This is a genomic window from Phreatobacter aquaticus, from assembly GCF_005160265.1.
Taxonomy (GTDB): Bacteria; Pseudomonadota; Alphaproteobacteria; order Rhizobiales; family Phreatobacteraceae; genus Phreatobacter; species Phreatobacter aquaticus.
This window is the reverse complement of sequence record NZ_CP039865.1, coordinates 4,796,627-4,809,648: the sequence shown is the minus strand read 5'-3', so window position 1 is coordinate 4,809,648 and position 13,022 is coordinate 4,796,627. Positions and strand designations below refer to the sequence as shown.

The window sequence follows — 13,022 nt, the reverse complement described above, 5'->3', positions numbered from 1 at the left end:
GGCGGCATGCCGCTGCAGGCAATGTGCTGTTTCCGGGATTGATGGAGAAACGCGGGCTGTGCCTGCGGACGTGGGGAAGAAGGGTCATCGCGGTCCCGGACCGCTGCCTTGCGGCAGTTGTCCGGAACCCGGGCACCACCGTTCCCCCGAATCGTTGGAGCCCGATGCGATGACCAGATGACCTTCGCCCGAGGCCCTCCTTGCCGCATTGATCCCAATCAACTGGTCGCGTCTAAGGCTGCTTTACGGGCTTTCCGCCTGCAAAACAGGACAGGTGTCCGGGCGCCGGGAGGCGGCTCCAGACTACCAATGATGGCAGGTGAGATCAGGCCCGGGCGATGCCGAGAAGGCGGGCTTCGTCGAGAATGCGGACGGCGTCGGGCACGATCAGGATCACCCGGTCACGGGCGAGCTTGGTCAGTGTCCGGCTCACGGTCTCGATTGTGAGGCCAAGATAGTCGGCCATATCGATGCGCTGCATGGGCAGCTGGATTGTCACTGACGGGCCGCGAATCCTTGTCCAGCGCTCGCGCATGGCGACCAGGAACGCTGCTACCCGTTCTTCGGCCGAGCGGCGACCGATCAGCGTCATCTGCTCCTGCGCGATGACCAGTTCATGGGTGGCGAATTCGTGCAGCCGCTTGAGGAAATGCGGCTTTGCGCTGACCAATCGGTCAAAGTCGCGCCGATCAAACCGGCACAGCACGACATTGTCGACCGCATCGGCGGAGAAGCCATAGCGGTTCTGCAAGGCCAGCCCCAGAAAGTCGCCAGGCATGGCGAACCCGATAATCTGACGGCGCCCGTCAGACAGCAATTTGTAGAGCCTGACGACACCCTCGGTCACCGAGAAGACGGACTCAGCCTCGTCGCCCTGATGGATGAAGGTGGATTTTCCGGCGATGTCGACGTGATGGACGATCGCGTCGAGTTCGCTCAATTCGCCTTCGTCCAGAGCCGCGCAGACAGCCAGCGAGCGAACTTTGCACGTTTCGCAATAGCTGCCGGTGCCGTGATGGGCGCAATGCGGTGACGCCAGGGCGATGTCGGTCATGGCAGTGACCCTGCTGGGGAACGAGGTTGGAAATATACTAGTGGCAGCGCAAGGCCACCCGCTTGATCTATGACAAGGACGGCATGCGAGGTCGATCCCATCCTTTAGTTGACCCTTGCATTATGGCGAAGCCGCATCCCCGATGTTTACCGCCCGCATCATCGACGCGAACGAAGCCATGGCCGTCTTTGGGCTGGTTCGCCTCTGCTACCCCGAGATCGAGGTCTCGGCCTGGCGTGACCATCTCGTGCGGCTGGGCGTCGGCAGGCGGAAGATCGCCGGCTGCATCGTCGTCAGCGACCAGCGCGGCTATTCCCACGCCGCATGCCTCTACCGGATCGCTCCCGATCCGCGGTCGGGCCGCAGGCTTGAGATATCCTATCTTTCGAAAGCGGAGCTGCCGGCGAGCACCGCGCACGACGTGTTGCTGGATTACGTCGACAACCTCGCCCGCCGCGAGGGCTGCGGCCATATTCTTGTCGAAGATACCGGAGCCCGGATATCCGATCGTCGCATCGCCTCATGGGCGCAGGTCGATCACGACCTGGCATCCCATCACTTCAGGCCGGAATCACTCGGCTTTGTCAAAGCGGTCGAACCGCTGACCTGCGCCTCCTGACGGGCCGAGGGCGGGATCGTGTCGTCGTCCATGATGGCGCGCCAGGCTGCGCCCTCCAGATCATCGTACTGATTGCTGTTGAGGGACCACAGGAAGCCGGCGAGCCCGAGGCCCCCAAGGCCGAGAGCGAGCGGGACGAGAAAGATCAGGACGTCCATTCACACCTCCTCCAGTGCAGCTTGCCGCGCCCGAAGCGCGTTGGCGGTGACAATGACCGACGAACCGGACATGGCGAGCGCGGCGATCAGAGGAGTGACGAAGCCGAGGATGGCAATCGGTACGGCGATCGCGTTGTAGGCAACGGCAAGCCAGAGGTTCCCGACCATGAGGCGGCGTGCCTTGCGCGCAATGGCCAGAGCCTCCGCGACAGGGGCCAGCCGGTCGCCGAGGAAGACGGCGTCGGCTGCGGCCTGGGCCAGATGAACAGCCGTGATCGGCGAGATGGAAACGTGGGCACCCGCCAGGGCTGGCGCATCGTTCAACCCGTCGCCGACCATCAGGACTTTTCGGCCCTGGGCTTTCAGTGTCTCGATCCGCGCGATCTTCTCCGCCGGCTTCAACCCTCCGGCAGAGCGTTCGATCCCGAGGATTTCGGCAATCGGCGCAACGGCATCGTTGCGATCGCCGGACAGGATTTCGATGGCGAAGCCAGCCCTGCGGAGCGCTGCGACTGTCTCGACAGCATCCGGCCTTAGCGATTGGCGCAATCCGAAGACGTGGCGGCGTTCGCCATGTGCGAACGAGATGGTCGATGCGTCGGGGAATTGCCGGGCGAGGTCTGCCGCCTCAGCCTCGGTGTCGCAGAACGTCGCACTGCCGAGACGGGCCTCAATGCCGTCGATGAGGGCACGGACGCCACGCCCCGGCTCTTCGATCAGGCCGTCCAAGGGCAGCTCGGCCTTCGACGCAAGCGCAAGCGCCTTTGCCAGGGGATGATGCGAGCCGAGTGCCAGCCTGCCGGACAGCTCCAGGATATCCGGCGCAAGCTGGGCTGCGCCAAGCAAGGCGGGCTCCGGCAGAGTCAGCGTGCCGGTCTTGTCGAAAATGATGGTGTCGACCTCGGCCAGCCGCTCGAGGGCATCGCTGGACTGGAGCAGGACATTGGCCTTGAACAGGGCCCCTGAAGCAACGACCTGCACCGCGGGAATCGCGAGCCCGAGGGCGCAGGGGCAGGTGATGATCAGCACGGTGATCGCAATGATCAGCGCCGGCTGCCAGGCGAGCCCGATGGTCAGCCAGCCGAGGAAGGTGGCAAGCGCCGTGACATGGACGACAGGCGAATAGAGCTGGGCGGCCCGGTCGGCGAGGCGGCGATAGGCCGATCGCGACTCGACTGCGATGTCGAGCAGGTTGGTCACTTCGTCCAGGAGCGTGCCACGCGCTGCGGCCGACACACGGACGCGCAGGGTGCCCGAACTGTTGAGGGTTCCGGCGAAGACCGAATCGCCAGGCCCTGCCAGCAATGGCGCGGTTTCGCCGGTGATCAGGCTCTGATCGATCTCGGAATGGCCATCGGTCACGACGCCGTCGACCGAGACGCGTTCCCCGGGGCGCACCAGGACAAGGTCGCCGGCCACGATCGCGGCGATGGGAACCTGGCGAAGCGTGCCATCGGCCAGGATCTTCAGCGCGCTATGGGCTTTCAGTGCGGCGATATTGGCAGCAACGGCGCGCGTCTTGCGGCGCATCAGCTGCTCCAGGTAGCGACCGGTCAAGAGGAAGAAGAGCAGCATGACGGCGCTGTCGAAGTATGCGTGGGTGCCGTGCTGCGCGGTCTCGACCAGCGACATGCCGACGGCCAGCAGCACGCCGAGCGAGATCGGGACATCCATGTTGAGCTGGCGCGCCGCGAGGGCGCTGCGCGCCGACCGGAAGAACGGCCTGCCCGCATAGGCGACGGCCGGCACCGCTATGAGCGCCGACAGCCAGTGAAAGAAGTCGCGTTGTTCCTGCGTGATGTCCGTCACGTTGCCCGACCAGACCGAGACCGACAGCAGCATGATGTTCATCATCGCGAAGCCGGCAACGCCGAGGCACTTGAGGATGAAGCGCGCCTCTCCCGCCTCGACGGTTTCGACCGAACCTGCGTCGAAAGGGAAGGCGCGGAAGCCGAGCCTGGCGAGCCGGTCGATGATCCGCTGCGGGTTGGTTTCCGCATCACGCCATTCCACGGTGAGGCGGCGGTTCGACAGATTGACTCGGGATTGTACGATGCCCGCTTCGCGGGCAAGCCCGGTCTCGATGATCGGCATGCAGGCGGCGCAGGTGATGCCGTCGACAGCGAGATCGAGGCGCGAGATGCCGTCGCCAAGCGGCTGCACGAAGATGCTCAGGTCTGAGGCGGGCGCGACGGCGGCAAGCGTCGGCGGGGAGGGGGCACTTGCTTCGACTTGGTCCATCGTGACGCCGATGGTCATGGAAGGAGCACTCGATTGCGTGAACGATACATCGTCTCGCCTTCGCGCTTGACCTCAATGACCAGATCCTGCGCTCCCGCCTGAGCCTGATCCGCCGTGCCGACATAGGTGCCAGGGCCTGTGCGCGCGACATCGAATGTGCGGTCATTGCTGCGGGTCACCGGGTGCAGCAGGCGGGCCGAAACCGAGATCCGGTCAACGGGGGCGCCCTCGGCATCCCTGAGCGAGATCGTCACCGCAGCGGTGCCAGAGCCATCACGAGCGACATTGGCGTCGACCGCCCAGCGGCGAGCTTCGCGCTCGCGAGCCTCTGCGAGGCTTTGGTTGAAACGCTGGCTGGAGCGGTAGGAGCTGTCGGTGACAGTGCCGGGCAAGGTCTCGATCGCAAGCGTCATCATCGTGCCATTGACCGCAATGATGACGCCGAAGAAGGCGACGAACATGGCGAAGACCATGCGGCCTGTCAGAGGGCGGGGCTGGCGGGCTTCACGCGGCGTCTCGGGGGAGGCGATGGCCATGGCTTTTCTCTTGGTTCTATCGAGCAATGAAGTGGTCGCGGACATTCACCCGTTCGCCGGTACCGAGCTCGGTCAGTCGGAAGGTGACAGGCCCGGAAGCCGGGAGCTGCGCGCCGTGGGGCGCCGTGACGTGTACGATCACTTCACGGCTCGCATCCGGACCGATGTCGATCACTGGCCAGTCGCCTGAGGTGAGCGCGACGCCGACGGCCGTGGCGGTCGCCAGCGGTGGCCCGTCGACGGCCAGCACGAAGAGACGGTTCTGCGCCCGCTTGTTCAAAACGCGGACGGTATAGCTGTTGCGGATGGAGCCGTCTGACAGCGTCACGAAGAGCGGATTGCGGTCATGCAGAACGGAGAGGTCAGTGAAGGTTCGCGTCAGCAGGCCGTAGAGCATGACGGCACCGATGACGGCGATCAGGCCGACATAGACCAGCGTGCGAGGCCGGATCACGGGATAGGTCTCTTCCTCGCCGGCGGCACGCCGGTGAATGTTGACCTCGTTGTCATAGGCGATCAGGCCGAGCGGGCGATTGACCTTGGACATGACGGAATTGCACGCGTCGATGCAAAGGCCGCACTGGATGCAGCCGAGCTGCGAGCCGTCGCGAATGTCAACGCCTGTCGGGCAGACGACGACGCATTGCTTGCAATCCACGCAGTCACCTGCCGGCTCAGCCGACTCGCGCGCCTTGGCGGCGGCCTTCACTGACATCCGGGGCTCGCCGCGATCATAGCGATAGGTGACGTTCAGGGCATATTCGTCCGTCAGTGCCGCCTGGATACGCGGCCAGGGACACATGTAGAGGCAGACCTGCTCGCGCATCAGGCCGGCGAGGGCATAGGTGGTGAAGGTGAGGATGCCGATCCAGACATAGGCGACCATGGGCGCCTGTAGCGTCGCGAGATCCCGCACGAGGGTCGGAGCGTCGGCGAAGTAGAGAACCCAGGCGCCGCCAGTCCACCAGGCGATCATCAACCACACGAAGTGCTTCAGCGTCTTGCGGGCGAACAGGGCAGCCGTCATCGGCTTGCTGTCGGCGATGATGCGTTCGCGCCTTTCACCCTCGATCCAGCGTTCCACCGTCATGAACAGGTCGGTCCAGACCGTCTGCGGGCACAGATAGCCGCACCAGACGCGGCCGGCGACTGCGTTCATCAGGAACAGGATGAGGGCGGCGAGCACCAGAAGGCCGGTGAAGAAATAGATTTCCTGCGGCCAGATCTCGATGAAGAAGAAATAGAAGCGGTTGTGCGCGATATCGACCAGTACCGCCTGGTCCGGGAGGTTGGGGCCGCGATACCAACGCAGGAACGGCAGGAAATAGTAGATGCCGAGGCAGACGAACAGGACGGCCCATTTGATCGTCCGGAGTCGCCCGGAGACGCTCTGCTGGTAGATCTGGCGGCGGCTCTCGTAGAGCGGCTCGTCCTCGGTCGGATCGGAGAAGGGTGCCGATTGGTTCGGAGCGTCCCGCATCGGGGGAATCCTAGAGGAAATGGCGGAGGATCAGGGTCGGACCATCGGCCATCCAGGAGGCATCAGCCTTGACCTGTCTCAATCCACGGCTGCTGCCCAGCCAGGCCAAAAAGAAAGGCGCGCACCGCTGCCACGGTACGCGCCAGTCTTCCTTGCCCGGATGAGACTTGCGTTATTGTCCGCCGCCGAGCGCGTGAACGTAGATCGCCAGAGCCTTGACTGTCGTCTCGTCAAGGCGACCGGCCCATCCCGGCATGACACCGCCGCGACCATTGGTGATGGTCTCGATGATCGTCTTCTCGTCGGAGCCGTAGAGCCAGACCTGACCGGTCAGGTTCGGCGCGCCGAGATCGCGGTTTCCGCGGCCTTCATCTCCGTGACAGGCCGTGCAATTGGCCGCGAACAGCTCCTTGCCCTTGGCCACATCGATACCGGCGCGGGGCGCCTGGCCCGAGAGCGTGCGGACGAAGTTCGCCACCTGGACGATCTCGGCCGGCTTCAGCATGCCGGCGGCGCCCCCGAAGGGCGGCATCGGCCCCTGACGGGACTGATCGTCGGCATTGCGGATGCCGTGGCGGATGGTCTGGTGGATGTCCTCCAGTTTGCCGCCCCAGAGCCATGCGTCGTCGCGGAGGTTCGGATAGCCGCGCGAGCCGGTGGCCGAGAGGCCATGGCAGGGTGCGCAATTGTCTCCGAAGGCGGCCTTGCCCTGGGCGAGAGCCAGGGTGAGCAGGTTGGTATCGCGCTGGATGTCGGCCAACGGGGCGGTCGCCAAGGCAGCACCGCGCTGGGTGCGGCGGGCCCGCAACGCGTCGAGATCGGCGGCGACGTCCATGCGGGACGAATAGCCGATGACGCCGCGGGTGTGGCTCGCGATCATCGGCCAGGCCGGGTACACGACCCAGTAGCCGATCGACCAGACGATGGTCGCGTAGAACAGGTAGACCCACCATTTCGGCAGCGGCGAGTTCAGTTCCTTGATGCCGTCCCATTCATGGCCGGTGGTCGAGCGGCCTGTGGCGACGTCGATTTCGGGTTTGTGGTCGGCCATGATCATTCCTCCCTCAGCGGGATGTGGGCGGCGTCCTCGAAACGGGTCTTGTTGCGAGGCCAGAACGCGTAGGCGGCAATGCCGAGGAACATCGCGACGAAATAGAGAAGTCCGATGGTCTGGGCGAAGGTCGCAAGGCTTGTGTAGGTGCTCATCGTGCTTTGCTCCCCTGACTCAGCGGATGTTGGCGCGGGCGTCGTAGGTCTTGAAGTCGACCATCGTCCCGAGCACCTGGAGATAGGCCACGAGGGCATCCATCTCGCTCACCGTGCCCGCCGCGGCACTGGTCCCGCCGCTGAAATTGCGGACGGTCGCGCCGGGATAGCGGGCCTGGAAGGCCTGGACATTCGGGCTTTCAGGATTGACCTGGGTCCGCATGTCCTCGAGCGCCTTGGCAATCTGGTCGGCGCTGTAGGGCACGCCGCCGACGCGGTTCGTGGGCAGATGGCCCGCGACCGTTTCGGGGCGCACCTCAGCGGTCGCCAGGAAGGGATAGCCCGGCATGATCGACTGCGGCACGATCGAACGCGGGTTCGACAGATGCGCCACATGCCACTCGTCGGAGTACTTGCCGCCGACGCGCGCCAGGTCCGGACCTGTGCGCTTGGAGCCCCACTGGAAGGGCTTGTCGTACATGCTCTCGGCCGCGAGCGAGTAATGGCCGTAGCGCTCCACTTCGTCGCGCAGCGGACGGATCATCTGGCTGTGGCAGTTGTAGCAGCCCTCGCGGACGTAGATCGCCCGGCCGGCCAGTTCGAGCGGGGTGTAGGGGCGAACGCCCTCGACCCGCTCGATGGTGCTCCTCAGATAGAAGAGGGGAGCGATCTCGACCAGGCCGCCGATGGCGACGACCACGATGATCCCGAGGACAAGGACGATCGAGTTCTTCTCGAAGATGGCGTGTTTGTTCCAGAGCGACATAGTTCCCTCCTCACTCGGCCGGAACGAGGGCGGGCATGGGTTCGGCTTCAGCAGCCTCGCCCTGGCGCACCGTCATGATCAGGTTGTAGGCCATGATCAGCGAGCCGACGACGAACAGGGCGCCGCCGAGAGCACGGATCACGTAGTATGGATGCATCGCGTCGACCGTCTCGATGAACGAATATTCGAGGAAGCCGAGCGCGGTGTAGGCGCGCCACATCAGGCCCTGCATGATGCCGGCAACCCACATCGCCGAGATGTAGAAGACGATGCCGATGGTCGAGACCCAGAAGTGCCAGTCGACCAGGCGGAGCGAGTAGAGCTCCTTCTTCTTCCACAGCCACGGCACGAGGCAGTAGATCGCGCCGAACGAGACATAGGCGACCCAGCCGAGCGCGCCGGAATGCACGTGGCCAATGGTCCAGTCCGTGTAGTGCGAGAGCGAGTTGACCGCCTTGATCGACATGAGCGGCCCCTCGAAGGTCGACATGCCGTAGAAGGCAAGCGACACGACCATGAGGCGGAGCACGGGGTCGGTCCGGAGCTTGTCCCAGGCGCCCGAGAGCGTCATGAGGCCGTTGATCATGCCGCCCCACGAGGGCATCCACAGCATGATGGAGAAGGTCATGCCCAGCGTCTGCGCCCAGTCGGGCAGGGCGGTGTAGTGCAGATGGTGCGGGCCGGCCCAGATGTAGAGGAAGATCAGGGCCCAGAAGTGGACGATCGACAGCCGGTAGGAATAGATCGGCCGCTCGGCGCGCTTCGGAACGAAATAATACATGATGGCGAGGAAGCCGGCGGTCAGGAAGAAGCCGACCGCGTTATGGCCGTACCACCACTGGAACATGGCGTCCTGGACGCCCGACCAGACGATGTAGCTCTTCGGCGAGTAGATCGAGACCGGGATCGCGGCATTGTTGCCGAGATGGAGCACGGCGATCGTCACGATGAAGGCCAGGTAGAACCAGTTCGCCACGAAGATGTGGGGTTCCTTGCGCTTCCAGAGCGTTGCCAGGAACACCAGGAGATAGGTGACCCAGACGATGGTCAGGAAGAGATCGGCATACCACTCGGGCTCGGCGTATTCCTTGCCCTGCGTGATACCGAGCAGATAGCCGGTGCCGGCGATGAGGATGAAGAAGTTGTAGCCGAGGATGACGAACCACGGCGCGATCACGCCTGCGAGGCGCGCTCGGCTGGTCTTCTGGACCACGTAGAACGAGGTCGCGAGCAACACGTTGCCACCGAAGGCGAAGATCACTGCCGAGGTGTGCAACGGACGCAGACGACCGAAATTGGTCCAGGGAAGATCGAGGTTGAGCACCGGCCAGGCAAGTTGGCTTGCGATCACAAGACCGACCGTAAAGCCAGCGATGCCCCAGAAGACGGCCGCCACAACGGCGAACTTGACCGGCTCCATATTGTAGTTGGGCTTGCCGTCGATCTCCTGCGGTATCGATGCAGGACGCGCCATGTAGCGGTTGAAGATTGCGATGACGGCAGCGATCGAGGCGATCGCTCCGAGCGTCACGTGGAAGGTGTAACCGCTATCGACCGATCCCGCCGCGACGACGATGCACAAGAGCGCTGTCGCGGCGAACGCAAGGGCGGAACCGATCTCCGTGAAGGTGAGTGATTTTTGGGCTGATGCAGGTGTCATCGCGGGTCTCGCGCGTCTGTTTCGGGACGCAGACGGGAATCCGACTGCATCATCCCGGACCATTGGCACGACCGAATTTCGCCACATTGATCTCAATCAACCCGGCGCGATTTGGTGGTCGGTGACTGGGCTGACTTGATCCTGATCAACGCGGAGTTCTGCCGGAGAGAGTGTCCTTGTGGACAACGTGGCGAACCCTCGCCGCCCATCGAACGGTCCGCCCCCATGACCCGACTGACCCACACCATCCAGCTTCCGCCTTCTGATCTGACGTCAGCTCGTATCGAACTCGCCGAGCAGATGGTGCCTCGCTACACCTCTTATCCCACGGCGCCGCATTTTGGCCCGGCCGTCGATCCGGCGACCTACCGAAACTGGCTCTCGCAACTGTCGCCGTGCACGACACTCTCACTTTACCTGCATGTGCCCTTCTGCGCCGCGATGTGCGCCTATTGCGGTTGCCACACGAAGGTGGTGCGCAAGCATGAGCCCGTCGACGCCTATCGCGACCGCCTGATCGCGGAGATCGATCTGATCGCCGGCCTGACCACGGCGCGACGCGTGCGCCATCTGCACTGGGGCGGTGGAACACCGACAATGCTGCGGTCGGAAGGCCTGGCCGCAGTCGTTGAACGGATTGCGTTGCGCTTCGGACTGGCGGAAGGCGCGGAACATGCGATCGAGCTCGATCCGCGGCAGGTGACGCGCGAGCTTGGGCGCGACCTTGCCCGCATCGGCGTCAACCGGGCGAGCCTCGGCGTGCAGGATCTCAATCCGCATGTGCAGACGGCGATCGGCCGGATCCAGCCTTACGAGACGGTTGCTGCGGCTGTCGATCATCTGCGGTCCGCCGGCATCGATGCCATCAGCTTCGACCTCATGTATGGCCTGCCGCATCAGTCCGAAGCAGACCTTCTCGACACGATCGTGCGGGCGACAAAGCTTGGGCCTGACCGGATCGCCCTCTTCGGCTATGCCCACGTGCCATGGTTCAAGACACACCAGCGGCTGATCGATGACAAAGCTCTGGCCGATCCTAACGGCCGGTTCGGCCAGGCCTCGGCCGCACGCCAGGCGTTGGTTGCGATGGGATACCGGGCCATCGGGCTCGATCATTTCGCCTTGCCTGACGATACGCTGGTGTCGGCGGCCGAAGGTGGTCACCTCAAGCGCAACTTCCAAGGCTACAGCGTGGATGATGCCGACGCCCTGATTGGGCTCGGTGCCTCGGCGATCGGCAAGCTGCCTCAGGGCTATGTGCAGAACGCCCCCGATATTGCCGGCTATCAGCGGGCGATCGATCAGGGTCTGCCGGCAACAGTGCGCGGTCTCGCCCTTTCGCAGGAAGATCGCATGCGGGCGGCGGTCATCGAGCAGTTGATGTGCGGCTTCGGGACCGATCTCGCGGCAACGGCTGACCAGTTCGGCTTCGCGCCGGCGCTGTTCGATGATGATCTCGAAAGGCTGCAGCCGCTCGAGCGGGAGGGTCTGGTTTCCCGCGATGGTCGCAAGATCAGGGTGCTCGAGCCGGGCCAGCCGTTCGTGCGCGTGGTCGCGTCGATCTTTGACGCCCATCTCGCCAAGGCCGGCCGGCACTCTGCAGCAGTCTGAGGCCTCTCGTCATGGACATTATCGGAGCGGGCCTCTTGCCCCCAATGCTGGTCGTGGCCGGCATGCTGATGGGCTTTGCATCAAGCCTGCACTGCGCCGGAATGTGCGGTTGCATCGCATCCGCCGTGATGTTCACCGCCCATCCCGACGGCAGCGCGCGGCAGCGGACCAGAACGCTGCTGCTCACTCAGGCTGGCCGCATTCTCGCCTATTGCGCGGCTGGTGGCGTGCTTGGCCTGTTCGGGTCCGGCTTTGCGGCCGCATTTGATCAGGCAGCGGCCTTCCGGATGATCCACCTGGCGAGTGCGGCAACGCTGATCTGGGTCGGTTTGTCGACCGCCGGACTGCTACCGGCCCCGATGGTATTCAGCAGGCTCGCAGGACCAATCGGCACGACGATCATGACCCTGTCGGGCCGCCATGCCGGGTTCGGCACCGCCGCTGCCGTTGGCACCGGCGTGCTCTGGGGCTTTCTTCCCTGCGCGATGGTCTATGGCGCACTCCTGACGGCGATGCTGACAGGTACCGGAGCCGGCGGCATGAGCCTGATGCTGGGCTTTGGCCTGGGCACTCTGCCTGCGGTGATCGGGACGGCGCTCGGGCTTGTCTCGATCCGAGGCCTTGCGCAGAACCCCTCGACGATGGTGGTCATCGGGCTTCTGATCGCAGGCTTCGGGGTCGCCTCGGTGTTCCTGACCGGCTCCAATTCCATGCTCTGCCTGCCACGCTTTTAAGCGCGCGGCCGTGGTGCGACTGCGTCGTGGCTTCGATTATCGTGAAACCATTTTCGAGATCCCGCGTTTGTCTCTCGCTGAACAATTCCGCAGCTTCGAGAGAAGGATCACTGCCATGGGTAGCATGAGCGACAAGGCCAAGGGCATCGCCAACGAGGCCGCCGGTAACGTGCGTCAGGCGGCCGGCAAGGCCATCGGCAATACCGAGATGCAGGTCCGTGGTCTCGCCCAGGAAAAGAAGGGTGAGGCCCAACAGGCGATCGGCAAGGCCAAGGACAAGGTCAAGGATGTCGTCGACAAGGCCTGAGGGCCGATCACATCGAACAGGAGGGCGGCCCTGCGGCCGCCCTTTTCGTTTGATCGGGCGGAATGGCCTCGATGAACCTGGCACGGAGAGCCGCATCGGGGACCATGCAGGCGGCGAGTCGGCCACGCAGCCGATAGCGGTTGCGCGCGATCGTGCGGTAGGCGGCATCGCGCCAGGATCGCGGAACGACTGACAGATAGGCGAGCCATCTCCAAGGCCGCTGCATACGTGCCATCAGTGCGAGGATCGCATTGCTTTCAACATGCAGGCGGCCCCGATCGATGAACAGGAAGGTCGAGGGATCGTCTGGGTCGAGGCCGTAGCGTGTGCACAGAAGGCGCCCGTAAGGCGACTGGATCGGCGTGAAGGACACGATGCCCCGGGCGTCCATCTTCAACACCATCCGCACCGAGTCCGAGCAGAAGCCGCATAGTCCGTCAAACACCATGAGGGCATCGACATCTCGATCTGCAACAGGTGGTTGAGGCGTGGGCGACCTTGTCATGCGCACAGGATAGTGCAGCCCGGTTTTGACCGGAAGCTTGGCTGTTTGCGGTTGCGCTGGTGGTCACGGCGCAGCGTGTCCTCAACCGAGTCTCTCATTTTGCAGGTTTGCAATGTCATATAGAGATAAACCATTAGTTGTATCG

At 64.0% G+C, this 13,022-nt stretch carries 14 protein-coding genes; 4 read left to right on the top strand and 10 right to left on the bottom strand.

All coding sequences use genetic code 11. The features are described from left to right. Positions 1 to 325: 325 nt before the first annotated feature. Positions 326 to 1,054, bottom strand: a complete 729-nt coding sequence (locus E8L99_RS22940) for a Crp/Fnr family transcriptional regulator (RefSeq protein ID WP_137101736.1) — start codon at positions 1,052 to 1,054, stop codon at positions 326 to 328. A 142-nt stretch (positions 1,055 to 1,196) separates the two neighbouring features. On the opposite strand from E8L99_RS22940, the gene E8L99_RS22935 reads away from it, so the two are divergent. Further along, positions 1,197 to 1,673 carry a hypothetical protein gene (locus E8L99_RS22935; RefSeq protein ID WP_137101735.1) on the top strand — a complete coding sequence of 159 codons (477 nt, stop codon included), beginning with the start codon at positions 1,197 to 1,199 and terminating at the stop codon, positions 1,671 to 1,673. Here the strand turns inward: E8L99_RS22935 and ccoS are convergent. The 8 genes from ccoS to ccoN all read right to left on the bottom strand — a co-directional run bounded on the left by ccoS (position 1,610) and on the right by ccoN (position 9,720). Beyond that, entirely contained in the window at positions 1,610 to 1,831 is a 222-nt protein-coding gene (gene ccoS, locus E8L99_RS22930) for a cbb3-type cytochrome oxidase assembly protein CcoS (RefSeq protein WP_137101734.1), read from the bottom strand. The genes E8L99_RS22935 and ccoS overlap by 64 nt on opposite strands. Continuing rightward, positions 1,832 to 4,090, bottom strand: coding sequence for a heavy metal translocating P-type ATPase (locus E8L99_RS22925; RefSeq protein ID WP_391527460.1), 2,259 nt, complete (start codon positions 4,088 to 4,090; stop codon positions 1,832 to 1,834). Continuing rightward, on the bottom strand, positions 4,087 to 4,608 hold the full coding sequence (locus E8L99_RS22920) for a FixH family protein (RefSeq protein ID WP_168201808.1): 522 nt from the start codon (positions 4,606 to 4,608) through the stop codon (positions 4,087 to 4,089). Before E8L99_RS22920 ends, E8L99_RS22925 begins: the two co-directional genes overlap by 4 nt. Positions 4,609 to 4,624: 16 nt before the next feature. Continuing rightward, positions 4,625 to 6,088 (bottom strand): cytochrome c oxidase accessory protein CcoG, encoded by a 1,464-nt coding sequence (gene ccoG / locus E8L99_RS22915; protein WP_137101732.1) that lies wholly within the window; start codon positions 6,086 to 6,088, stop codon positions 4,625 to 4,627. Between the two features lie 172 nt (positions 6,089 to 6,260). Then, on the bottom strand, positions 6,261 to 7,139 hold the full coding sequence (gene ccoP / locus E8L99_RS22910) for a cytochrome-c oxidase, cbb3-type subunit III (RefSeq protein ID WP_137101731.1): 879 nt from the start codon (positions 7,137 to 7,139) through the stop codon (positions 6,261 to 6,263). 2 nt (positions 7,140 to 7,141) lie between these two features. After that, positions 7,142 to 7,294 (bottom strand): cbb3-type cytochrome oxidase subunit 3, encoded by a 153-nt coding sequence (locus E8L99_RS22905; RefSeq protein ID WP_137101730.1) that lies wholly within the window; start codon positions 7,292 to 7,294, stop codon positions 7,142 to 7,144. 19 nt (positions 7,295 to 7,313) lie between these two features. Next, positions 7,314 to 8,060 carry a cytochrome-c oxidase, cbb3-type subunit II gene (gene ccoO / locus E8L99_RS22900; RefSeq protein WP_137101729.1) on the bottom strand — a complete coding sequence of 249 codons (747 nt, stop codon included), beginning with the start codon at positions 8,058 to 8,060 and terminating at the stop codon, positions 7,314 to 7,316. 10 nt (positions 8,061 to 8,070) lie between these two features. Continuing rightward, the gene (ccoN, locus tag E8L99_RS22895; RefSeq protein ID WP_137101728.1) at positions 8,071 to 9,720 is read right to left on the bottom strand and encodes a cytochrome-c oxidase, cbb3-type subunit I; all 1,650 of its coding nucleotides are present in this window, start codon (positions 9,718 to 9,720) and stop codon (positions 8,071 to 8,073) included. Between the two features lie 225 nt (positions 9,721 to 9,945). On the opposite strand from ccoN, the gene hemN reads away from it, so the two are divergent. The 3 genes from hemN (at position 9,946) to E8L99_RS22880 (ending at position 12,372) form a co-directional block, all read left to right on the top strand. Then, entirely contained in the window at positions 9,946 to 11,331 is a 1,386-nt protein-coding gene (hemN, locus tag E8L99_RS22890) for an oxygen-independent coproporphyrinogen III oxidase (protein ID WP_252511197.1), read from the top strand. A gap of 11 nt (positions 11,332 to 11,342) precedes the next feature. Continuing rightward, on the top strand, positions 11,343 to 12,065 hold the full coding sequence (locus E8L99_RS22885) for a sulfite exporter TauE/SafE family protein (protein ID WP_137101727.1): 723 nt from the start codon (positions 11,343 to 11,345) through the stop codon (positions 12,063 to 12,065). Between the two features lie 115 nt (positions 12,066 to 12,180). Further along, positions 12,181 to 12,372: a CsbD family protein gene (locus tag E8L99_RS22880; RefSeq protein WP_137101726.1), complete on the top strand. Its 192-nt coding sequence runs from the start codon at positions 12,181 to 12,183 to the stop codon at positions 12,370 to 12,372. Between the two features lie 7 nt (positions 12,373 to 12,379). Here the strand turns inward: E8L99_RS22880 and E8L99_RS22875 are convergent, their stop codons facing one another. Beyond that, complete coding sequence (locus E8L99_RS22875) at positions 12,380 to 12,820, bottom strand: thiol-disulfide oxidoreductase DCC family protein (protein ID WP_215907034.1); 441 nt, start codon at positions 12,818 to 12,820, stop codon at positions 12,380 to 12,382. Positions 12,821 to 13,022: the final 202 nt, after the last annotated feature.